This is a genomic window from Pedobacter sp. GW456-11-11-14-TSB4, from assembly GCF_059424425.1.
In genome coordinates this window covers 346,843-365,965 of sequence record NZ_JBWKZK010000001.1, presented here as the reverse complement: position 1 = coordinate 365,965, position 19,123 = coordinate 346,843, and the positions used below count along the sequence as shown (strand labels likewise).

General features: G+C 35.3%; 33 protein-coding genes. 32 read left to right on the top strand and 1 reads right to left on the bottom strand.

Going from position 1 to position 19,123, the window contains the following annotated elements; translation table 11 throughout:
- Nucleotides 1–63 precede the first annotated feature (63 nt).
- Entirely contained in the window at nt 64–369 is a 306-nt protein-coding gene (gene rpsJ, locus AC07XU_RS01735; RefSeq protein ID WP_008244591.1) for a 30S ribosomal protein S10, read from the top strand.
- A 93-nt stretch (nt 370–462) separates the two neighbouring features.
- Here the strand turns inward: rpsJ and AC07XU_RS01730 are convergent, their stop codons facing one another.
- The gene (locus AC07XU_RS01730) at nt 463–1,152 is read right to left on the bottom strand and encodes a hypothetical protein (RefSeq protein WP_494941893.1); all 690 of its coding nucleotides are present in this window, start codon (nt 1,150–1,152) and stop codon (nt 463–465) included.
- Between the two features lie 222 nt (nt 1,153–1,374).
- Between AC07XU_RS01730 and AC07XU_RS01725 the strand changes: the two genes are divergently transcribed.
- The 31 genes from AC07XU_RS01725 (at nt 1,375) to map (ending at nt 19,117) form a co-directional block, all read left to right on the top strand.
- Nucleotides 1,375–2,097 carry an SDR family oxidoreductase gene (locus AC07XU_RS01725; protein WP_494941892.1) on the top strand — a complete coding sequence of 241 codons (723 nt, stop codon included), beginning with the start codon at nt 1,375–1,377 and terminating at the stop codon, nt 2,095–2,097.
- Between the two features lie 11 nt (nt 2,098–2,108).
- Nucleotides 2,109–2,660 carry a hypothetical protein gene (locus AC07XU_RS01720; RefSeq protein WP_494941891.1) on the top strand — a complete coding sequence of 184 codons (552 nt, stop codon included), beginning with the start codon at nt 2,109–2,111 and terminating at the stop codon, nt 2,658–2,660.
- Nucleotides 2,661–2,921 carry a phosphopantetheine-binding protein gene (locus AC07XU_RS01715; protein ID WP_494941890.1) on the top strand — a complete coding sequence of 87 codons (261 nt, stop codon included), beginning with the start codon at nt 2,661–2,663 and terminating at the stop codon, nt 2,919–2,921.
- 1 nt (nt 2,922) lies between these two features.
- A complete protein-coding gene (locus AC07XU_RS01710; RefSeq protein ID WP_494941889.1) occupies nt 2,923–4,272 on the top strand; it encodes a beta-ketoacyl-[acyl-carrier-protein] synthase family protein in 1,350 nt (449 codons plus the stop codon).
- A gap of 3 nt (nt 4,273–4,275) precedes the next feature.
- Nucleotides 4,276–5,085, top strand: coding sequence for an enoyl-ACP reductase FabI (locus AC07XU_RS01705; protein ID WP_494941888.1), 810 nt, complete (start codon nt 4,276–4,278; stop codon nt 5,083–5,085).
- Complete coding sequence (locus AC07XU_RS01700) at nt 5,078–5,479, top strand: holo-ACP synthase (RefSeq protein WP_494941887.1); 402 nt, start codon at nt 5,078–5,080, stop codon at nt 5,477–5,479. Before AC07XU_RS01705 ends, AC07XU_RS01700 begins: the two co-directional genes overlap by 8 nt.
- 51 nt (nt 5,480–5,530) lie before the next feature.
- Nucleotides 5,531–6,181 carry a lysophospholipid acyltransferase family protein gene (locus AC07XU_RS01695; RefSeq protein WP_494941886.1) on the top strand — a complete coding sequence of 217 codons (651 nt, stop codon included), beginning with the start codon at nt 5,531–5,533 and terminating at the stop codon, nt 6,179–6,181.
- A 90-nt stretch (nt 6,182–6,271) separates the two neighbouring features.
- Entirely contained in the window at nt 6,272–7,105 is an 834-nt protein-coding gene (locus tag AC07XU_RS01690) for a sulfite exporter TauE/SafE family protein (RefSeq protein ID WP_494941885.1), read from the top strand.
- On the top strand, nt 7,105–7,500 hold the full coding sequence (locus AC07XU_RS01685; protein ID WP_494941884.1) for a DUF1634 domain-containing protein: 396 nt from the start codon (nt 7,105–7,107) through the stop codon (nt 7,498–7,500). The genes AC07XU_RS01690 and AC07XU_RS01685 overlap by 1 nt, the downstream gene beginning before the upstream one ends.
- Nucleotides 7,501–7,682: 182 nt before the next feature.
- On the top strand, nt 7,683–8,300 hold the full coding sequence (gene rplC / locus AC07XU_RS01680) for a 50S ribosomal protein L3 (RefSeq protein ID WP_494941883.1): 618 nt from the start codon (nt 7,683–7,685) through the stop codon (nt 8,298–8,300).
- Between the two features lie 4 nt (nt 8,301–8,304).
- On the top strand, nt 8,305–8,934 hold the full coding sequence (gene rplD, locus AC07XU_RS01675; protein ID WP_494941882.1) for a 50S ribosomal protein L4: 630 nt from the start codon (nt 8,305–8,307) through the stop codon (nt 8,932–8,934).
- 1 nt (nt 8,935) lies between these two features.
- Nucleotides 8,936–9,226, top strand: a complete 291-nt coding sequence (rplW, locus tag AC07XU_RS01670; protein WP_136877784.1) for a 50S ribosomal protein L23 — start codon at nt 8,936–8,938, stop codon at nt 9,224–9,226.
- Nucleotides 9,227–9,249: 23 nt separating this feature from the next.
- Nucleotides 9,250–10,074 carry a 50S ribosomal protein L2 gene (gene rplB, locus AC07XU_RS01665; RefSeq protein WP_494941881.1) on the top strand — a complete coding sequence of 275 codons (825 nt, stop codon included), beginning with the start codon at nt 9,250–9,252 and terminating at the stop codon, nt 10,072–10,074.
- The gene (gene rpsS, locus AC07XU_RS01660; RefSeq protein WP_136843375.1) at nt 10,074–10,340 is read left to right on the top strand and encodes a 30S ribosomal protein S19; all 267 of its coding nucleotides are present in this window, start codon (nt 10,074–10,076) and stop codon (nt 10,338–10,340) included. The genes rplB and rpsS overlap by 1 nt, the downstream gene beginning before the upstream one ends.
- Nucleotides 10,341–10,347: 7 nt before the next feature.
- Nucleotides 10,348–10,710 (top strand): 50S ribosomal protein L22, encoded by a 363-nt coding sequence (gene rplV, locus AC07XU_RS01655; protein ID WP_494941880.1) that lies wholly within the window; start codon nt 10,348–10,350, stop codon nt 10,708–10,710.
- Between the two features lie 5 nt (nt 10,711–10,715).
- Nucleotides 10,716–11,537 carry a 30S ribosomal protein S3 gene (gene rpsC / locus AC07XU_RS01650; protein ID WP_494941879.1) on the top strand — a complete coding sequence of 274 codons (822 nt, stop codon included), beginning with the start codon at nt 10,716–10,718 and terminating at the stop codon, nt 11,535–11,537.
- Between the two features lie 35 nt (nt 11,538–11,572).
- Nucleotides 11,573–11,995, top strand: a complete 423-nt coding sequence (gene rplP / locus AC07XU_RS01645) for a 50S ribosomal protein L16 (protein ID WP_131555073.1) — start codon at nt 11,573–11,575, stop codon at nt 11,993–11,995.
- 72 nt (nt 11,996–12,067) lie between these two features.
- Nucleotides 12,068–12,280: a 50S ribosomal protein L29 gene (gene rpmC, locus AC07XU_RS01640; RefSeq protein WP_494941878.1), complete on the top strand. Its 213-nt coding sequence runs from the start codon at nt 12,068–12,070 to the stop codon at nt 12,278–12,280.
- Nucleotides 12,281–12,293: 13 nt separating this feature from the next.
- On the top strand, nt 12,294–12,548 hold the full coding sequence (gene rpsQ, locus AC07XU_RS01635; RefSeq protein ID WP_055130475.1) for a 30S ribosomal protein S17: 255 nt from the start codon (nt 12,294–12,296) through the stop codon (nt 12,546–12,548).
- Nucleotide 12,549: 1 nt separating this feature from the next.
- Nucleotides 12,550–12,918: a 50S ribosomal protein L14 gene (rplN, locus tag AC07XU_RS01630; RefSeq protein WP_041878524.1), complete on the top strand. Its 369-nt coding sequence runs from the start codon at nt 12,550–12,552 to the stop codon at nt 12,916–12,918.
- Nucleotide 12,919: 1 nt separating this feature from the next.
- Nucleotides 12,920–13,258 carry a 50S ribosomal protein L24 gene (rplX, locus tag AC07XU_RS01625; protein WP_494941877.1) on the top strand — a complete coding sequence of 113 codons (339 nt, stop codon included), beginning with the start codon at nt 12,920–12,922 and terminating at the stop codon, nt 13,256–13,258.
- Nucleotides 13,258–13,824 (top strand): 50S ribosomal protein L5, encoded by a 567-nt coding sequence (gene rplE, locus AC07XU_RS01620; protein WP_494941876.1) that lies wholly within the window; start codon nt 13,258–13,260, stop codon nt 13,822–13,824. The genes rplX and rplE overlap by 1 nt, the downstream gene beginning before the upstream one ends.
- Nucleotides 13,824–14,093: a 30S ribosomal protein S14 gene (rpsN, locus tag AC07XU_RS01615; RefSeq protein WP_494941875.1), complete on the top strand. Its 270-nt coding sequence runs from the start codon at nt 13,824–13,826 to the stop codon at nt 14,091–14,093. The genes rplE and rpsN overlap by 1 nt, the downstream gene beginning before the upstream one ends.
- Nucleotides 14,094–14,254: 161 nt before the next feature.
- Entirely contained in the window at nt 14,255–14,653 is a 399-nt protein-coding gene (gene rpsH / locus AC07XU_RS01610; protein ID WP_136877792.1) for a 30S ribosomal protein S8, read from the top strand.
- Between the two features lie 18 nt (nt 14,654–14,671).
- A complete protein-coding gene (gene rplF / locus AC07XU_RS01605) occupies nt 14,672–15,229 on the top strand; it encodes a 50S ribosomal protein L6 (RefSeq protein ID WP_494941874.1) in 558 nt (185 codons plus the stop codon).
- Nucleotides 15,230–15,234: 5 nt separating this feature from the next.
- A complete protein-coding gene (gene rplR / locus AC07XU_RS01600) occupies nt 15,235–15,588 on the top strand; it encodes a 50S ribosomal protein L18 (RefSeq protein WP_494941873.1) in 354 nt (117 codons plus the stop codon).
- Between the two features lie 17 nt (nt 15,589–15,605).
- Nucleotides 15,606–16,124: a 30S ribosomal protein S5 gene (rpsE, locus tag AC07XU_RS01595; RefSeq protein ID WP_055130468.1), complete on the top strand. Its 519-nt coding sequence runs from the start codon at nt 15,606–15,608 to the stop codon at nt 16,122–16,124.
- Between the two features lie 4 nt (nt 16,125–16,128).
- Complete coding sequence (gene rpmD / locus AC07XU_RS01590; protein ID WP_494941872.1) at nt 16,129–16,308, top strand: 50S ribosomal protein L30; 180 nt, start codon at nt 16,129–16,131, stop codon at nt 16,306–16,308.
- A gap of 139 nt (nt 16,309–16,447) precedes the next feature.
- Nucleotides 16,448–16,894 (top strand): 50S ribosomal protein L15, encoded by a 447-nt coding sequence (gene rplO / locus AC07XU_RS01585; RefSeq protein WP_494941871.1) that lies wholly within the window; start codon nt 16,448–16,450, stop codon nt 16,892–16,894.
- A gap of 3 nt (nt 16,895–16,897) precedes the next feature.
- On the top strand, nt 16,898–18,238 hold the full coding sequence (gene secY / locus AC07XU_RS01580; RefSeq protein ID WP_494941870.1) for a preprotein translocase subunit SecY: 1,341 nt from the start codon (nt 16,898–16,900) through the stop codon (nt 18,236–18,238).
- 90 nt (nt 18,239–18,328) lie between these two features.
- Nucleotides 18,329–19,117, top strand: a complete 789-nt coding sequence (map, locus tag AC07XU_RS01575; RefSeq protein WP_494941869.1) for a type I methionyl aminopeptidase — start codon at nt 18,329–18,331, stop codon at nt 19,115–19,117.
- The last annotated feature ends 6 nt before the right edge of the window (nt 19,118–19,123 follow it).

Below are 19,123 nucleotides of genomic sequence, written 5' to 3'. Positions count from 1 at the left end.
TTAAAAATAAACCGATCCCTTGTTATTAATAGCTCTAACAGGTGGTCATAATTAAAATAGAAAATGAGCCAAAGAATCAGAATTAAATTAAAATCTTACGATTACAACTTAGTAGATAAATCTGCTGAGAAAATCGTGAAAACTGTTAAACCTACAGGTGCAGTAGTTAGCGGACCAATTCCGTTGCCAACAGAAAAGAAAATCTTCACTGTTTTGCGTTCACCACACGTAAACAAAAAAGCACGTGAGCAGTTTCAATTGTGTGCTTATAAACGTCTTTTAGATATTTATAGCTCTAACTCTAAAACTGTTGATGCATTGATGAAACTTGAATTACCTAGCGGCGTTGAAGTAGAAATCAAAGTTTAATGATTTTATAATCTACAAAAAAAAGTCCTTGAAATTTTCAAGGACTTTTTTTTGTGAATGAATTTTTTATAATAAAATACCTTTAAATTAGAATTATTTACCTCTAGTTCTTAGCTCTTCCATAGCATTTCGCTCATCTTGCAACTCTCTTGCTAACTTACGTTGCTGTTCATTAGATTTTGTTTTGTAGGCCTGATATTCTGCAGATATCTCATCATAAAGCTGAGTTCTGTGTTTTGCTTCCAAAATACTTTTTGTAGATCTGGCAATTACCACAAATAATGCAATCGCCAAAATTCCAATTATAGACCAAACTAAAGCATTATAAGTTCCCTTTGTAAAAGAAATACCTAAAAAGCTAATTTCGTCTGCTTTGGCATTAGTTTCATTTAGCGAGTTTTCTTTACCACTAACTTCAGTTTTTAAATTTGCAATTTCCTTTTCTTGTTCAGTTACTTTAGTGCTAGCACTTTTTAAGGCGGCCCTTTCTTTCCGTAAAGTATCATTTACGCTTTTCCATAAAGCATCTAACCTAACGGGATTGATAAGTTTAGATCCGTAGGATGACCTCGATCTAGAAAGTAAAAATCTGTATTGCCCTTGTAGGCTGAAGTCTGTATTTTTTACGGTATCAACAACACGCTTTTGATAAGTTGTAGCTTTACCAGGTACTTGTTGTGTTCTTACAGGTAAATTGGTTCTACTTGAAGTTTGAGCAACAAGATTAAGACAGGGTAAACCTATCATAAAAAGAGTAGTTAGAGCAAGTAGTTTTTGTTTCATACTATAATACTTTTTAATAAAACAATGATAATCAAAAATTATTGTGTATTGGAGGAAACCGCTTCCTTTTATTTAAATTAATGCTTAAAAATGTTTTGATGTAATTTTAAAGTTCAGCTTTTAAATAAATTTAAGATTTGATAGGGGAGCGCAAAGAGGTAACATTACTTGCAATATGCTGTAAAAATGTTACCTTTATCCACAAAAAATAAGAACGCTTCTATGAGTCTTAAAAAAGTGCTGATAACTGGCGCAAGCAGAGGAATTGGTTTGGCAATAGCAGAAAAATTAGCAGGGCATTACCACTTAATTATGCATTCTACATCCGCTAAAAGCTTTATGCCTATTATCCCAAATAGTGAAATAATCCATGCTGATTTTTCTGATCCTGATCAATTAAATACTTTTTGCAAAAAAATAAAAAAAGATCATGGAAATGAACTTTATGCGGTAATTAATAACGCAGGAATTACCAAAGATAACGCTATACTTTTTCAACCAGAGAAGGATATTGATATGGTTATTCAAGTTAACTTAAAAGCTCCGGTTCTTATTTCAAAAATGGCATTAAAAATTTTCAGTCCGAAAAAAGCTGGTGTTATTATTAATGTGAGTTCAATAGTGGGCCAAACGGGCAATGCTTTTCAAGCTGTTTATGCGGCCACAAAAGCAGGTATTGTTGCATTTTCAAAATCATTAGCGCAAGAAGTGGGTCAACTTAATGAAGAACACAACATTAGAGTATTGTCTGTTTCACCAGGTTTCATAGCAACAGAAATGACTTCGGTTTTGCCGCAAGCCGAAAAGGATAAATATTTCAATAGAATACCTGCTAGAAGATTTGGCAGTCCTTCAGATGTAGCTAATCTTGTTGCTTTTCTTTTAAGCGATGGAGGAAGTTACATTAATGGCACAGACATTCACGTAAACGGAGGCCTATTATAATTTTTTTATAGATGAAAAATCTTGTAGGAGTATCTCCTAATTATTTACTACTTCACGGACCAACAAAAAACCTTGTTAATGCATTTCATTGGCATGAGCCAAAAATTGGAGTTATTGCAAGTTATACACCCACAGCTAGAGACGTTGAAGATCATTTTGGTGTTTTTAGAGGGGTAGATATGATTGAAGCATTTTCTTTAGGTACAATGGGTGCTTGCAGTACTTTCTTAGAGTGTGAAAAGTTAAAATGCGATCCACCATACTTACATCAAAATTTTATTCCTTTATTTATAAGTATTGGAAACGTTAACTTTAGAAATTATTTACAAGAAGGAGAGGTTTTTATAAGTATCGGCCACATTAAATCCTATAAGTTTAGGCAAATGATTGGTGAAGGAAGAATTTATAAAGTGCCAAAAGATTTAGATTTAGATGATTATTTTAGTAATTATACAACAGAACAATTTTTAAATTATGAATTAAGTGACGATTTTACGCTCGTTGCCGAATTATTTGAAATTACAGGAAAATCTATCAAAAGAAATAAACAAAAAAATAATTAAATGGAAAGACAAGAAATTGTAGAAGGCTTAGTAGAGATTTTAAAAACTGTTAGAGCTATTGATCAAACTAAATTAACCAATATTACAGAAGAGACTGATTTTATTGCCGATTTAAAAACTCCATCAACCGAAATGATTAATATTGCTGCAAAAGCTGAGCAGAAATTTAATGTAGAATTTGATGATGATGATATCGATGACTTAGGTTCTAGCGTTAAAGATTTTGTTGATTTAGTTATTAAGACAAAAGAAAACGCATAAAATGCTTTTGGGAGGTAGAAAAGTAGCGATAGTAGGTATGGGAGGTGCATTTCCGAATTGCACCGATTTAAACGATTTTAAACAAAAACTTTTTAAGGGTGAAAGTTTAATTCGTGAGTGGAGCGAGGCAACGGCTTATGGCAAAAATATCCGTTCATCTGTTTCTGGCTACATTACTGAGGCAGAAATGGGTTTACAACCTATTTATTCTGAAATTATAAATGGATATCCAGAAACTTATATTGATTTACTAGAACGTATACCAGATATCAATTTAGCAACTGCAGATTTAGGTAGCATTTGGGCTATGTTGGCAACACAACAAGCCATCGAAATGTCTGGTTGGTCAACAAAAGAAGTTCAATCAGAACAAACAGGAGTTATTGTTGGATCTGGGTCTGCTGGCAATACAATTCTACGTACAGCATGGCAAAGCTTTTTTGAGTTTAAGAAAAAAACACGTTTAGCCGGGTCTCATTGCGTAGATAGAGCTATGGTATATAGAGAAGCTGCAAATGTTTCTTGCCTAATTAAAAACAAAGGTGTTTGTGAAGCTATTGGGTCAGCCTGTGCTACCGGCTTAGGTAATATTGGCTATGCTTACAGATTGATACAATTTGGCCTACAAGATAGGGTAATTACTGGCGGAGTTGAAGGTACTGCGTTAGAAACTTTTATTGGATTTGATGCGATGCAGGTATTAAGTAAAGGCTTTTCCCCTGCAGAAAGCTCTAGACCTTTTGATGTAGATAGAAATGGTTTTGTATGTTCTTTTGGTTGTGGAATGGTGGCTTTAGAAGAATACGATATGGCAAAAGCTAGAGGAGCAAATATCTTAGCTGTAATTGATAGCTATTTTAATAACTCTGATGGAGATGGTAACATGTTTTATCCGTCTTTCGAAGGCCAACAACGTTTATGGCGGGGTTTAATGAATGGTCATGAAATTAAACCTGAGGTAGTTAAAGTTCATGGAACTTCTACACCAGTAGGTGATGCAGTTGAGTTGTTAAGTGTGGTTGATGTGATGGGTGAGGATGGATATCATATTTCTGCACCAAAATCACAATTCGGGCATATGTTAGGTGCCGCAGGTTCTGTTGAGCTTATTACTGCTATTATGATGTTAGATAAACAAGAAGTATTACCTTGCTTAAATGCAAATAAGTTTAATGAACAGCTAGAAGGATTTCAAAAAGCTGAAAATTGGACTGGACCTGATAAGCCAATTGATAGTTACAAAAATCTGATCAATCCAAAAGTAACTCAAAAAGAAATTAACCAAATCGTATGTTTAAATTATGGATTTGGAGGTACAAATAGTGCAATGGCTATTTCTAAGGATTATTAAGAAATGATAGATAATAAAGATAAAGTAGCTGTTGTATTCGGTGTAAGGAATGATCAATCTATTGCATATAGCATTGCAAAAAAAATGCATGAAACTGGCTGTAAATTAGCTTTCAGTTATTTACCAGATACAAAAGAAGATGTCTTATATCTGATCGAACAACTTGGCATTAAAACACCTTGTGCTGCATTGGTTGATGTGAGAGAGGAAACTCAAATCTCAGAATTTTTGCAAAAGGTGCACTCAGAGTTAGGGCCTATCAATTATATTTTGCATGGTGTAGCTTTCGGCAGTCAATCTGTTATCTGTAACGTTATGGTTGGTAGCAATGATGTTGCTCCATCTTATATCAATATTCCTTTTGATGAATTGATGGATTCATTCAACATCAGTGCTTACTCTTTATTGCGAATTGCAAGAGTTGCAGAGCCGCTTTTGGCTCTTAATGCTTCAATATTAACACTTACTTACAATGCATCGCAGCGTGTTATTCCGGGTTATGCAGGGATGTCAATCAATAAAGCTGCGCTTGAAAACATGGTTTTTTATCTTGCGGATTATTTTCGAGGTAAAAAAGTTAGAGTAAATGCGCTTTCTCCAGGCTTGGTCATGACAACGTCTGCAGGTGGAATTAATGGAGTTAGAAAAATAAGAAAAATTGGTAAGCTCACAGCTCCATTAGGGAACATTGATGCAGCTGATGTTGCAAATGCGGCCTTGTATTATTTCTCAGAATTATCAACCAAAGTAACAGGTAATATTCACTTTGTTGATGGTGGTTTTAATATAATGGGAGTTTCTACCGATGAATAAAACTTTTCTAAAAACTATTGAACTCCCAAAATCTGATAGAAAATTTGCAGTAGGCAATGATTTAGTGAAGATATCAGAGTTTGAAAATTCGTTCAATGATTTATTTAGGGAAAAGGTTTTTACAGCAAATGAAATTGCATACTGCAATTTATTTAGTGATCCACTGTTAAGATATGCCGCAACATGGGCTGCGAAGGAAGCGGTTTACAAAGCACTAAAACAGGTAGATCCAGCATTGCTGAGTTTTAAAAAGATTGAAATATTGAGAAATAAAATAGCTGGTATGCCTCATGTAAAATTGTATAGCGCAGCAAATTTAGCTCGCCATATTAGTCTATCCATTTCACACGATGGTGATTATGCTTGGGCTATAGCTATTGTAGAAATTGATTGAAAGATCAGCCTATTTTTGATAGTATCTAATTAAATAATAAAGAGTATAAGTATGATTATTAAAGGCAAACCGTTAAATGCTTTTCTTTTTAAGTGCTGTACAGCTTTAATAGGGTTTGTTTTAAGAATTAAATTGAACAAAATCGTAATTGATCAAATTGAAATTAAGCCAAATCATTCTTATCTTTTAATGTGCAATCATTTTAGCTTTGCTGATGGTTTTCTCGCATTTTATTTATGTAGAAAAATATTGTTTGGCAAAAATAAGATGAAGAGATTACACATCATGTCGCTTAAGAAACAAATGCTAAAAAATTCATGGCTAAAATATATAGGTTCGTTCTCAATAGATCCTAAAAGAAGATCAATGAAAGAAAGTTTTGATTACGCAGCTCAAATACTTTCTGAACCTGGAAATGTGTTGCTTTTTTATCCTCAGGGTAATTTAGAAAGCAATCATGTTAGGCAAATTAATTTCGAATATGGAATTAATGAAATCGTTCCAAATGTTAAAGGGAATTGTCAGATCATATGGAGTAGCAATATTATGGAGTATTTCGAAAGCATAAAACCATCATTATATTATGATATGTTAGATTGTGGCACAAATCTAGATTACAATTTCGACCATTTGGTTAATAAAGTAAATGATCATCATCGCAAATCAATTGTTAAAAATTTCAGATTTACTCAAGAAAGCTAACCAATCTGTATAATTTCCACTTCGTCTATAGACATTATTTTATTGATTTATCTTGCATTAAGCAAAAATAAGTAATCTATATTTGCAGCAATGACGGTTTTAGTATTTACCATTATTGTATTGATAGGTGCTTTTTTGGCAGGCTTGTTAGGTTCGTTAACAGGTTTAGGCGGAGGGGTAATCATCATTCCCCTGTTAACTCTTGGTTTAGGAGTTGATATTCATTATGCCATCGGTGCATCAATTATTTCTGTTATTGCAACATCTTCTGGCTCAGCAGCTGCTTATGTTAAAGAAGGCATTACCAACGTTCGTATCGGTATGTTTTTAGAAATAGCAACAACGCTAAGCGCCATTGTTGGGGTTGTTATTGCATCCTATATTAAGGCGGATTATATAATTATAATTTTTGGATTGATTTTGCTTTTCTCAGCGTTTATGATGTTGAAGAAAAAAATTGATCATTCTAATAATGAAAAAACAAGTGTTTTGGCTAACTATTTTAAATTGAATGGAAGCTATCCGACAGAAGAAGGTATGAGACCTTATGCTGTGCACCATGTAGTTGGTGGTTTCGCAATGATGTTTGTTGCAGGCACATTGTCTGGGCTGTTGGGTATTGGTTCTGGAGCACTTAAAGTAATTGGAATGGATAATATCATGAAAATACCTTTCAAAGTTTCTACCACAACAAGCAATTTTATGATAGGCGTTACCGCTGCTGCAAGTGCATTAGTTTATCTACATAAAGGACAAATTGACCCCGCAATAGCAATGCCGGTAACTATAGGAGTTATCGCAGGGGCAACTATCGGGGCAAAAATTTTAATAAAAACAAAAACAGATAAATTAAAAGTTGTATTTGCTGTAGTTGTTACAATTTTAGCGCTGCAAATGATTTATAAAGGCTTAACAGGAAATTAATGAGTAAGCAAATCAAACATTATTTGGGAGATAAAGATGTACAAATTATACTAGGCACATTGTTACGTGTTGGTGTAGTTGCATCAACAGTTGTTGTTGTTATCGGAGGTATAATTTTTTTGACTACTCAGGCTAATCATCAAATATCATTTTCGGAATTTAAACCCGAGCAAACTAAATTTGCATCAGTCGCAGAAATTTTAAAAGGATTAAAAAGCTTTGATGGGCTGGCAATTATTCAATTTGGTGTACTTCTATTAATTTTCACTCCTATTGCACGCGTGGTGTTTTCAATTTTTAGTTTTTTAGTGGAGAAGGACTATATGTATGTGCTTATCGGAATTATTGTTTTGTGCGTGATTATCACCAGTTTATATCTTGCTATAGCTCATTAGAGCATATTTCAAGCATAACCTCTAATCTTCTTAAAAATAATTGCAATTATTTATGAAAAATAATTAGCTAACTATTTGAAAATTAATAATTCTTGCCTATCTTTGCCGTCCCTTAGCGGGGATGTATATCCACCTTGAACGAAGCCCTACTGCTTCGATGGGTGTTAAATTTAAAATAGAAAATGTCAGGTATTATTGGAAAAAAAGTAGGAATGACCAGCATTTTTGACGCCGAAGGAAGAAATATTCCTTGTACGGTGATCGAAGCTGGACCTTGTGTTGTAACACAAGTTAAGACCGAAGAAAAAGATGGTTACGTTTCAGTTCAACTGGGATATGATGAAGCCAAAGAAAAAAACACTACCCAACCTTTAAAAGGTCACTTTGCGAAAGCAAACACAACTCCAAAACGTAAATTGGTAGAATTTGAGCAGTTTGAAGATTCAGTTAGCTTAGGCGATACTGTTACTGTTACAATTTTTAACGAAGGCGATTTTGTTGATGTTGTTGGTACTTCAAAAGGTAAAGGTTTTCAAGGTGTGGTAAAACGTCATGGTTTTGGTGGTGTGGGTGGTCAAACTCACGGTCAGCACAACAGATTGCGTGCGCCAGGTTCATTGGGTGCTGCATCTTATCCAGCTCGTGTATTCAAAGGAATGCGCATGGCAGGTAGAACTGGTGGAGACAGAGTAAAAGTTCAAAACTTACAAGTATTGAAAGTTTATGCTGAGCAAAACCTAGTAGTAGTTAGTGGTTCCGTTCCAGGAGCTAAAGGTTCTTACGTAATCTTAGATAAGTAAGCAGATGGAAGTTAAAGTAGTAAACATTTCAGGAAAAGAGACAGGTGCCAAGGTGCAGCTTCCTGAGTCGGTATTTGGTGTAACGCCAAGCGACCACGCGATTTATTTAGATGTAAAACAGTATTTGGCTAACCAACGTCAAGGAACTCACAAATCTAAACAACGTAATGAAATTGCAGGTTCTACCCGTAAATTATACAAACAAAAAGGTACGGGCGGTGCACGTGCAGGAAGCATTAAATCTCCATTGTTCAATGGTGGTGGTCGTGTTTTTGGCCCACAGCCGAGAGACTACAGTTTTAAATTGAATAAAAAATTAAAATCATTAGCACGTAAATCTGCTTTAGCTTATAAAGCTCAAGATAACAACGTGGTAGTATTAGAAGATTTTACTTTTGATAGCATTAAAACTAAAAACTATATCAATTTGGTTAATGCATTAAATTTAGCCGGAGAGAAAACATTATTAGTTTTACCTGCACAAAATAATAATATCTATTTATCAAGCAGAAACATTCAGAAAGCTAAAGTTATTACTGCAGCAGATTTAAATACATATGATGTATTAAATGCAGGCAAACTTTTGTTAACTGCAGATTCGCTTAAAACATTGGAGGAGGCATTTGCCAAGTAATATGGAAATTTTACAAAAACCAATATTAACTGAAAAAGCTTCTGCATTAACTGAAAAAGCTAACCGTTTTACTTTCAGAGTAGATCATAGAGCTAACAAGTTGCAGATTAAATCAGCCATCGAAAAAATGTATGGAGTGAACATCGTTGCCTTAAACACTATGGTGGTTGTAGGTAAGTTGAAATCAAGAAATACTAAAGGTGGATTAGTAACGGGTCGTACCCCGAAATACAAAAAAGCTATTGTAACATTGAAAGATGGCGAAACAATAGATTATTACGCGAATATTTAATAAGAATTGAATAATTTATAACTATGGGCTTAAGAAAATTTAAACCAGTCACTCCGGGAACCCGTTTTAGGGTAGGCGCAAGCTTTTCGGAGATTACAGCAACCAAGCCCGAAAAATCATTGGTTGTATCTTCTAAAAAATCGGGAGGTCGTAACAATACAGGAAAGATGACAATGCGCTACATGGGCGGTGGTCACAAAAAATCTTACCGTTTAATTGATTTTAAACGCGATAAGTTTAACATTCCTGCAACAGTAGCAACTGTTGAGTACGATCCAAACCGTACCGCTCGTATTGCTTTATTGCACTACGCAGATGGAGAGAAGCGCTACATTATTGCACCAGAAGGGTTGCAAGTAGGACAAACTGTGCTTTCGGGTGATAACGCTACTCCAGAAGTAGGTAACACATTAACGTTGGCAAATATCCCTTTGGGATCTATTATCCACAATTTAGAAATTCAACCAGGTAGAGGTGCTCAATTGGCACGTAGTGCAGGTGCTTATGCACAACTTGCAGCTAGAGATGGTAGATATGCAACTATTAAAATGCCATCAGGCGAAGTAAGATCTATCTTAGTTACCTGTTTAGCAACAATTGGTGCTGTTTCAAATTCAGATCATGCTAATGAAGTACTAGGTAAAGCAGGCCGTAGCCGTTGGTTAGGTCGTCGTCCTCGTACTCGTCCAGTAGCGATGAACCCTGTGGATCACCCAATGGGTGGTGGTGAAGGTCGCTCTTCAGGAGGTCAACCTCGTTCAAGAAACGGAGTTTACTCTAAAGGCTTCAAAACCCGCTCACTTAAAAAATACTCAAATCGTTTCATCATAGAGAAAAGGAAGAAATAATGGCTCGTTCGATAAAAAAAGGACCTTATATTGACCATAACGTAGAGAAAAAAGTAGTCTCTATGAATGATTCAGGCAAGAAGTCTGTGATCAAAACTTGGTCTCGTAGATCAATGATATCACCAGATTTTGTTGGTCATACATTTGCAGTACATAACGGAAATAAATTTATTCCGGTATACGTAACAGAAAACATGGTTGGTCACAAGCTGGGAGAGTTTGCTCCAACCAGAACATTTAGGGGTCACTCTGAAAAAAGAAAATAATTAAGAGATGGAAGCATTAGCGAAATTAAACAATTGTCCAACCTCACCACGTAAAATGCGTTTGGTTGTAGATCTTATCAGAGGTGAGCGTGTTGAGAAAGCATTAAGCATTTTAAAATTCACAAATAAAGAAGCTGCAATTAGAGTTGAAAAACTTTTATTATCAGCAATCAAAAATTGGGAATCAAAAAATGAAGGTTCTCGCCCTGAAGAAAACCAGTTATACGTGAAAACGATAATGGTAGGCGGTGGTCGTCAATTAAAAAGATTAAGACCAGCTCCTCAAGGTCGTGGTTACAGAATACGTAAGCGTTCTAACCATGTTACTTTGGTAGTAGATAGTAAAAACGTTGAAACTAAAACTAATTAACAGAAATGGGACAAAAAGCAAATCCAATAGGCGCCAGATTAGGGATCATCAGAGGATGGGATTCTAATTGGTTCGGAGGCAACAACTATGCTGATAAATTAGTTGAAGACGAAAAAATAAGAAAATACCTTTCGGCTCGTATTGCAAAAGGTGGTGTTGCTAAAGTTGTAATTGAACGTACTTTAAAGCGTATTACAGTTACTATTCACACAGCTCGCCCAGGTATTGTAATTGGTAAAGCTGGTCAAGAGGTTGATAAAATCAAAGAAGAGTTAAAAAAATTGACCAAAAAGGAAATTCAAATTAACATCTTTGAAATTAAACGCCCAGAACTTGACGCACAATTAGTTGCAGAAGGTGTTGCAAAACAACTTGAGGCTAGAATCTCATTCCGTAGAGCAATGAAATCTACTATCGCATCAACAATGCGTATGGGTGCAGAAGGTATCAAAATAATGACATCAGGTCGTTTAGGTGGTGCTGAGATGGCTCGTAGCGAACAGTATAAAGAAGGAAGAATTCCTTTGCATACTTTCCGTGCAGATATTGATTATGCATTAGCAGAAGCTTTAACTACTTATGGTAAAATAGGTGTAAAAGTTTGGATCTGTAAAGGTGAGGTTTACGGTAAACGTGATCTTTCTCCAAACATCGGTGCTGCGAGCAATGCTCCAGGCAAAGGTGGCGACAGACCTCAAGGTGCATTCGGTGGTCGTGATGGTGGTAGAGATAATAGAGGCGGTGGAGACAGAAGAAACGACAAACGTGGTGGCCAAGGCGGAAGAGATAATAAAGGTGGTGGTGCTAACAGAGGCCCACGCAAATAGTTAACAAGATCGTTTAACGATAATATTAAAATAAAATGTTACAGCCAAAAAGAACGAAGTTCAGAAAGATGCAAAAAGGCAGAATGAAAGGTTTAGCAACTCGTGGTGCTGAATTGTCATTCGGATCTTTCGGGATTAAATCTTTAGAGGCAACTTGGATTACAAGTCGCCAGATAGAAGCAGCCCGTATTGCGGTAACTCGTTTCATGAAACGTGAAGGTCAAGTTTGGATTAGAATATTCCCGGACAAACCGGTAACTAAAAAACCAGCTGAGGTACGTATGGGTAAAGGTAAAGGTGCTCCAGAATATTGGGTAGCTGTTGTTAGACCCGGACGTATAATTTTTGAAGCAGAAGGCGTTCCAATGGAAGTTGCCAAAGAAGCATTAAGACTTGCAGCTCAAAAATTACCAATTCAAACCAAATTTGTAGTACGTAGAGATTACGTAGAAGCATAAAAAAGTTTTGGGATCAATGTTATAAATAACTTGTTGTTATAACCGCTAGACCCTAACATAAAAATTAATAAAATGAAGAACTCAGAAATCATAGGGCTTTCAAAAGAAGAACTAGTAGCTAAGATTGCAGAAGAAAAAGAAAACTTGGTAAAGTTAAAATTTGCACACACAATTTCGGCTATAGAAAATCCTACCCGCATTACTAAGGTAAGAAAAGACATCGCCCGATTAACTACTGAATTGACTAAGCTGAAAAACGCTGAGTCTGCAACTGAAACTAAATAACTTTAGAGTCGAAATGGAAAGACAATTAAGAAAAACAAGAACCGGGTTGGTGGTAAGCAACAAAATGGATAAATCTGTTGTTGTAGCGGTTGAGCGTAAAGTGAAACACCCGATCTATGGTAAGTTTGTTAAGAAAACTACCAAATTTATGGCTCATGACGAAAAGAACGAATGTGGTATCGGAGATACTGTATTAATTCAAGAAACTCGTCCGCTGAGTAAAAACAAGAACTGGAGATTGGTACAAATTTTAGAAAGAGCTAAATAAGATGGTACAACAGGAATCACGATTAAACGTAGCCGACAATAGCGGCGCAAAACAAGTATTGGTTATCCGTGTACTTGGTGGAACAGGTAAAAGATATGCTTCTATAGGTGACAAAATTGTTGTTACTGTAAAAAGCGCTTTGCCTTCTGGTAACATTAAAAAAGGAACAGTTTCTAAAGCAGTTGTAGTAAGAACTAAAAAAGAAATCAGACGTAAGGATGGTTCTTATATTCGTTTTGATGATAATGCAGCAGTGTTGTTAAATGCACAAGACGAGCCACGTGGTACACGTATTTTTGGCCCGGTAGCGAGAGAACTGCGTGAAAAACAATTCATGAAAATTGTATCATTAGCACCGGAGGTATTATAATATGAAAAATAAAGTAACACAAGCCAAAGTAAAAATCCGTAAAGGAGATTTAGTTAAGGTTATAGCTGGCGATTCAAAAGGCCAACAAGGTAAAGTTCAAGAAGTATTGGTTGCTAAAAATAGAGTTGTAGTAGAAGGTGTTAACCTTGTATCTAAACATACTAAACCAAATGCTGCAACACCTAACGGTGGTATAATTAAAAAAGAAGCTGCTCTTCATATTTCTAACGTACAATTAGTTGATCCAAAATCTGGTAAAACTACTCGTGTTGGTCGTAAATTAAACGCTGACGGAAAATTAGTTAGAGTTGCTAAAATTTCAGGGGAGGAAATCAAATAATGGCATACGTACCAAGATTAAAAAGCAAATATAAAGAGGAAATTGTAACTGCTCTTAAAGATAAGTTCAATTACAAAAGCATCATGCAAGTTCCTAAATTAGAGAAAATTGCCATCAACCAAGGTGTTGGCCGTTACTCTGTAACTGATAAAAAAGTTATGGATAGCTCTATCTTAGAAATGACAACTATTGCTGGTCAGCAAGCTGTTGGTGCAAAATCTAAAAAAGATATCTCAAACTTTAAATTACGTAAAGGTATGCCAGTTGGTGTAAGAGTAACTTTACGTGACAATAACATGTATGAGTTTTTAGATAGATTAATTTCTGTAGCTTTACCGCGTATTAGAGATTTCAAAGGTATCAATGATAAAGGATTTGATGGAAAAGGTAACTATACTTTAGGTATCACCGAGCAAATCATTTTTCCAGAGATCAACATCGATAAAATCAACAAAATTTTAGGTATGGATATTACTTTTGTAACTTCTGCTACCACTGATGTTGAAGCATTGGAACTTTTAAAACAATTTGGATTACCGTTTAAAAATCAAAAAACTGAGCAATAATGGCAAAAGAAGGTGTAAAAGCTCGCGAAATTAAGCGCCAAAAATTGGTTGCTAAATATGCAGAGAAACGTGCGGCATTAAAAGCTGCAGGTGATTACGAAGGATTAGATAAGTTACCTAAAAACTCTTCGGCAGTGCGTTTGCACAACCGTTGTAAGTTAACTGGTCGTCCTCGTGGATATATGCGTACTTTTGGTATATCAAGGGTTACTTTCCGCGAAATGGCTTTAGATGGTAAAATACCAGGCGTTAGAAAAGCTAGCTGGTAATTACTGAGTTATAAATTTTGAGTTATAAGTTGTAAGTTGTATTTTTGCAGCCCTTACAACTTATAGCTCATTGTATATATAGCTAAAAATAGAATTTTAACCGATAGCAGGTCTAAATGCCGTGGTGGCAAAGAGGATACCACTATCACAAATAAATAATAATGAATACAGATCCAATCGCAGATTATCTGACACGAGTGAGAAATGCTATCAAAGCTAATCACAGAATTGTAGAAATTCCTGCATCAAACCTTAAAAAGGAAATTACAAAAGTACTTTTTGACAAAGGTTACATCGCAAACTACAAGTTTGAAGACACTAATGCTCAAGGCATTATTAAGATTGCATTGAAATATAATGCAATCACTAAAATCTCGGCTATCCGTACGTTAACACGTATCAGCAAACCAGGTTTAAGACAATACGCTGGTGTAGATAATATGCCAAGAGTATTAAATGGTTTAGGTATCGCAATCTTATCTACTTCTAAAGGTGTAATGACTGATAAAGAAGCAGCCAAATTAAACATTGGCGGTGAGGTATTGTGTCACGTTTATTAATTAAAGGAGGATAGCACAATGTCAAGAATAGGAAAAAATCCAATTAATGTACCTGCTGGAGTTACTATAACGGTTTCGAAAGATAACGTTGTTACAGTTAAAGGTCCAAAAGGTGAATTAACTCAAGCAGTAGATGCTGATATCATTTTAACTCAAGAGGATGGTGTATTTACAGTAAGCCGCCCAACTGAGCAAAAAAGACATAAAGCCTTACATGGTTTATATCGCTCTTTAATTAATAACATGGTTGTTGGTGTTACAGATGGTTTTAAAATTGAACAAGAATTAGTAGGTGTGGGTTACCGTGCTACTAACCAAGGTAATACTTTGGATCTTGTTTTAGGTTACTCTCACCATTATGTATTTCAGTTACCAGAAGAAATTAAAGTAACTACTACATCAGAAAAAGGTCAAACTCCTAAAATCATTTTAGAGAGTATCGATAAACAATTGATAGGTCAAGTAGCAGCAAAAATTCGTTCATTACGTACTCCAGAGCCTTATAAAGGTAAAGGTATCAAGTTTGTTGGTGAAGTGTTAAGAAGAAAAGCAGGTAAATCAGCTTCTAAAAAATAATCAAAATGGCAGGAAAAAAATTATCTCGTAGAGATCGTATCAAAAAAGGTATCAGAAAAAGACTTACTGGTTCTGAGAGCCGTCCACGTTTATCAGTTTATAGAAGCAATAAAGGTATTTATGCTCAAATCATTAACGATGTAACTGGTAATACAATAGTTTCAGCATCATCTTTATCTAAAGATTTTACTGGCACAGGAAACAAATCTGATCAGTCTATCGCTGTAGGCAAATTAATTGCAGAAAAAGCAATCGCTGCTGGTGTTAAAGAAGTTGTTTTCGACAGAAATGGTTACTTATACCATGGTCGTGTTAAATCGTTGGCAGATGGTGCTCGCGAGGCTGGTTTAGTATTTTAATCTAAGAAAAGGATAAGATGTCAACTATCAATATAAAAAGAGTTAAAACTAGCGAAATCGAATTGAAAGATCGTTTAGTTAGTATACAACGTGTTGCCAAAGTAACCAAAGGTGGTCGTACTTTCAGCTTCTCGGCCATTGTGGTTGTAGGAGATGAGCAAGGTGTTGTAGGTTATGGATTAGGTAAAGCCAAAGAGGTTACTGAAGCAATTGCTAAAGGAATTGACGATGCTAAAAAGAACTTAGTTAAAGTTCCAATTTTACATGGTACTGTTCCTCATGAGCAAATCGGTAAATTCTCTGGAGGTTTTGTTTTAATTAAACCAGCTGCAGTTGGTACCGGTGTTATCGCTGGTGGTGCAATGCGTGCAGTTTTAGAAAGTGCTGGTATTCATAACGTATTAGCAAAATCAAAAGGTTCATCAAACCCACACAACGTGGTAAAAGCAACAGTAGATGCTTTAACTAAAATGCGTGATGCTTACACAGTAGCACAGCACCGTGGTGTGGATTTAAACAAAGTTTTTAACGGATAATATCATGGCTAAAATTAAAATTACCCAAGTAAAAAGCATTATCGATAGAAGCGAGCGCCAAAAAAGAACAATGAAAGCATTAGGTTTAACTAAAATGAACCAAAGTGTAGAAGTTGAGGCTAACGCTGCCATTATTGGGATGGTAAGAAAAGTTAATCACTTAGTAGCTATAGAGACTGTTTAAATGAATTGTTGGATGATTGAATGAGCGGATGTTTTGACATTCAATCGTTCAATCATTTATTCATTTGAAAATTCAATCAAATTTATTTATCGTTGTTCCTGATTAGTGAAAGCGAAGGGCAACACAACAAGTTTAAAAAATGAACTTAAGTAATTTAAAACCTGCATCAGGTTCTGTAAAAAAAGTTAAAAGAATTGGCCGTGGTCAAGGTTCTGGTCGTGGTGGTACATCTACTCGTGGTCATAAAGGAGCTGGTTCACGTTCTGGTCACAAAACTAAAATCGGTTTTGAAGGTGGTCAAATGCCTCTACAACGTCGTGTGCCTAAAGTTGGTTTCAAGCCAATTAATCGTACCGAATACGTTGGCGTTAACTTAGACGTTCTTCAAGGCTTAGCTGAGAGATTCAATTTGACTACAATTGATTTTGCAGCAATCCAAGAGCATGGTTTAGCTTCAAAAAATGACTTAGTTAAAATCTTAGGTCGTGGTGAAGTTAAAGCTAAATTAGAAGTTACAGCTCATGCTTTTTCTGCAACCGCACAAAAAGCCATTGAAGCTGCTGGAGGCTCAATCGTAAAATTGTAATTAATGAAGAAGCTATTTACTACTTTAAGTAATATCTGGAAAATAGAAGAATTAAAAACACGTATTTTATTTACGTTGATGATTCTTGTAATTTACAGGGTCGTTTGTCAAGTGGTTCTACCTGGTGTAGATCCAGCTCAGTTAGTAAATACTCAAAAAACTGGAATTTTAGGTTTGTTGGACATGTTTGCAGGTGGTGCTTTTTCTAAGGTATCAATTGTTGCTTTGGGTGTAATGCCTTACATTTCTGCATCTATTGTTGTACAGTTATTAGGTATTGCTGTCCCTTCTTTCCAAAAAATGCAAAAAGAAGGTGAGAGTGGCAGAAAAAAACTTACACAGTATACACGTTACCTAACAGTTTTTATTACTGCGATACAAGCTATCGGATATGTGAAAACTCAGATCAAACCAGAAGCAATTCTTATTGATTTAACTACTTTTTACGTGTTATCTGGCTTTGTATTAACAGCAGGTACATTGTTTGTGATGTGGTTAGGTGAAAAAATCACTGATAAAGGTATTGGTAACGGTACATCATTAATCATTATGGTTGGTATTATTGCTCGTTTGCCGGTTGCATTACAGCAAGAAATATCATCTAAATTTTCTGGTAACGACGGTGGTTTAATCATGATCGTTTTAGAAATTGTTGCATTACTAGCAGTAGTTATGTTTACGATTTTAATTGTACAAGGTGTTCGTAAAGTGCCTGTACAATATGCAAAAAGAATTGTAGGTAACAGGCAAGTTGGTGGGGTTAGACAGTACATTCCTTTAAAGGTTAATGCAGCTGGTGTAATGCCTATCATTTTTGCTCAAGCTTTAATGTTTATCCCAAATGCATTGATCGGATTTTTCCCAGAAAGATTAACAGACAGCTGGTTACATCAATATACTGATATTACATCATTAACGTATAGTTTAACATTTGCATTTTTAATTATTGCATTTACATTTTTCTATACAGCAATAACTGTAAATCCCACTCAAATGTCTGATGACATGAAAAAGAATGGTGGTTTTATTCCTGGTGTAAAACCTGGTTTAGCAACGTCTTCTTATATTGATGATGTGATTTCTAAAATAACTTTTCCAGGATCGTTGTTTTTAGCAATCATTGCTATTCTTCCATCATTCGCTGTAAAATTGGGTATTCAACAAGAGTTCGCTCAGTTCTTCGGTGGTACATCATTATTGATTCTAGTTGGTGTTGTATTAGATACATTGCAACAAATTGAAAGTTATTTGTTAATGCGTCATTATGATGGCTTAATGAAAACTGGAAGAGTAACTGGCAGAACAGGCATTCCTGCTGCTGGAACCACTAGCTCACCAATTTAAAAATTGATGAAGTGATCATATTTAAAATGATTGATTTTCTCTTTTGGAAATCAATCATTTTTTTATTTAAATCCTTCAAAAACATACGAGATGTCAAAAATCTATTATAAATCTCCGGAGGAGGTAGAATTAATAAGAGAAAGTTCTTTACTTGTTTCTAAAACCTTGGCTGAGGTTGCTAAGGTGATAGCACCTGGAATTACAACCTTGGCATTAGATAAGCTAGCACACGAATTTATACAAGATCATGGAGCAATTCCTGCTTTTTTAAATTATGGTGGATTTCCTAAGTCTTTGTGTATTTCGCCAAATGAGCAAGTAGTTCATGGTATACCGAATGACTACATAATAAAAGATGGAGACCTAATTTCTGTTGATTGTGGTGTGATAAAGAACAACTTTTTTGGTGATTCTGCGTATACTTTCTCTATTGGGGAAATTGATTCTGAAAAACAGAAGCTCGTTAAAGTTACTCAAGAGTGTTTAAATTTAGCTATTGATAAAGCTGTTGTTGGGATGAGGATTGGGGATATCGCTTTTGCTGTTCAAAATCATGCAGAAAATAATGGATTTGGCGTTGTGAGAGAGCTCGTTGGCCATGGTGTTGGTGTTAAGCTACACGAAAAACCAGAGGTTCCTAACTATGGAAAAAGAGGCAGTGGGGTTAAATTAGAAGAAGGAATGGTAATTGCCATTGAGCCAATGATTAATGCAGGTGTTGCATCAATCAAATTTTGGGCTGATGGTTGGACAGTAACTACTAAAGACAATAAACCATCGGCACATTTCGAACATACAGTTGCAGTAAAAAGAGGGAAAGCAGATATATTATCAACTTTTTCGCTTATTGAAAAAGTTTTAGAAGAAAAAAGTAAATAATTAAAA

Excerpts from the sequence above, each read along its gene's own strand:
- rpsJ (WP_008244591.1), top strand. The coding sequence starts at position 64 with ATGAGCCAAAGAATCAGAATTAAATTAAAATCTTACGATTACAACTTA.
- AC07XU_RS01730 (WP_494941893.1), bottom strand. The coding sequence starts at position 1,152 with ATGAAACAAAAACTACTTGCTCTAACTACTCTTTTTATGATAGGTTTA.
- AC07XU_RS01725 (WP_494941892.1), top strand. The coding sequence starts at position 1,375 with ATGAGTCTTAAAAAAGTGCTGATAACTGGCGCAAGCAGAGGAATTGGT.
- AC07XU_RS01720 (WP_494941891.1), top strand. The coding sequence starts at position 2,109 with ATGAAAAATCTTGTAGGAGTATCTCCTAATTATTTACTACTTCACGGA.
- AC07XU_RS01715 (WP_494941890.1), top strand. The coding sequence starts at position 2,661 with ATGGAAAGACAAGAAATTGTAGAAGGCTTAGTAGAGATTTTAAAAACT.
- AC07XU_RS01710 (WP_494941889.1), top strand. The coding sequence starts at position 2,923 with ATGCTTTTGGGAGGTAGAAAAGTAGCGATAGTAGGTATGGGAGGTGCA.
- AC07XU_RS01705 (WP_494941888.1), top strand. The coding sequence starts at position 4,276 with ATGATAGATAATAAAGATAAAGTAGCTGTTGTATTCGGTGTAAGGAAT.
- AC07XU_RS01700 (WP_494941887.1), top strand. The coding sequence starts at position 5,078 with ATGAATAAAACTTTTCTAAAAACTATTGAACTCCCAAAATCTGATAGA.
- AC07XU_RS01695 (WP_494941886.1), top strand. The coding sequence starts at position 5,531 with ATGATTATTAAAGGCAAACCGTTAAATGCTTTTCTTTTTAAGTGCTGT.
- AC07XU_RS01690 (WP_494941885.1), top strand. The coding sequence starts at position 6,272 with ATGACGGTTTTAGTATTTACCATTATTGTATTGATAGGTGCTTTTTTG.
- AC07XU_RS01685 (WP_494941884.1), top strand. The coding sequence starts at position 7,105 with ATGAGTAAGCAAATCAAACATTATTTGGGAGATAAAGATGTACAAATT.
- rplC (WP_494941883.1), top strand. The coding sequence starts at position 7,683 with ATGTCAGGTATTATTGGAAAAAAAGTAGGAATGACCAGCATTTTTGAC.
- rplD (WP_494941882.1), top strand. The coding sequence starts at position 8,305 with ATGGAAGTTAAAGTAGTAAACATTTCAGGAAAAGAGACAGGTGCCAAG.
- rplW (WP_136877784.1), top strand. The coding sequence starts at position 8,936 with ATGGAAATTTTACAAAAACCAATATTAACTGAAAAAGCTTCTGCATTA.
- rplB (WP_494941881.1), top strand. The coding sequence starts at position 9,250 with ATGGGCTTAAGAAAATTTAAACCAGTCACTCCGGGAACCCGTTTTAGG.
- rpsS (WP_136843375.1), top strand. The coding sequence starts at position 10,074 with ATGGCTCGTTCGATAAAAAAAGGACCTTATATTGACCATAACGTAGAG.
- rplV (WP_494941880.1), top strand. The coding sequence starts at position 10,348 with ATGGAAGCATTAGCGAAATTAAACAATTGTCCAACCTCACCACGTAAA.
- rpsC (WP_494941879.1), top strand. The coding sequence starts at position 10,716 with ATGGGACAAAAAGCAAATCCAATAGGCGCCAGATTAGGGATCATCAGA.
- rplP (WP_131555073.1), top strand. The coding sequence starts at position 11,573 with ATGTTACAGCCAAAAAGAACGAAGTTCAGAAAGATGCAAAAAGGCAGA.
- rpmC (WP_494941878.1), top strand. The coding sequence starts at position 12,068 with ATGAAGAACTCAGAAATCATAGGGCTTTCAAAAGAAGAACTAGTAGCT.
- rpsQ (WP_055130475.1), top strand. The coding sequence starts at position 12,294 with ATGGAAAGACAATTAAGAAAAACAAGAACCGGGTTGGTGGTAAGCAAC.
- rplN (WP_041878524.1), top strand. The coding sequence starts at position 12,550 with ATGGTACAACAGGAATCACGATTAAACGTAGCCGACAATAGCGGCGCA.
- rplX (WP_494941877.1), top strand. The coding sequence starts at position 12,920 with ATGAAAAATAAAGTAACACAAGCCAAAGTAAAAATCCGTAAAGGAGAT.
- rplE (WP_494941876.1), top strand. The coding sequence starts at position 13,258 with ATGGCATACGTACCAAGATTAAAAAGCAAATATAAAGAGGAAATTGTA.
- rpsN (WP_494941875.1), top strand. The coding sequence starts at position 13,824 with ATGGCAAAAGAAGGTGTAAAAGCTCGCGAAATTAAGCGCCAAAAATTG.
- rpsH (WP_136877792.1), top strand. The coding sequence starts at position 14,255 with ATGAATACAGATCCAATCGCAGATTATCTGACACGAGTGAGAAATGCT.
- rplF (WP_494941874.1), top strand. The coding sequence starts at position 14,672 with ATGTCAAGAATAGGAAAAAATCCAATTAATGTACCTGCTGGAGTTACT.
- rplR (WP_494941873.1), top strand. The coding sequence starts at position 15,235 with ATGGCAGGAAAAAAATTATCTCGTAGAGATCGTATCAAAAAAGGTATC.
- rpsE (WP_055130468.1), top strand. The coding sequence starts at position 15,606 with ATGTCAACTATCAATATAAAAAGAGTTAAAACTAGCGAAATCGAATTG.
- rpmD (WP_494941872.1), top strand. The coding sequence starts at position 16,129 with ATGGCTAAAATTAAAATTACCCAAGTAAAAAGCATTATCGATAGAAGC.
- rplO (WP_494941871.1), top strand. The coding sequence starts at position 16,448 with ATGAACTTAAGTAATTTAAAACCTGCATCAGGTTCTGTAAAAAAAGTT.
- secY (WP_494941870.1), top strand. The coding sequence starts at position 16,898 with ATGAAGAAGCTATTTACTACTTTAAGTAATATCTGGAAAATAGAAGAA.
- map (WP_494941869.1), top strand. The coding sequence starts at position 18,329 with ATGTCAAAAATCTATTATAAATCTCCGGAGGAGGTAGAATTAATAAGA.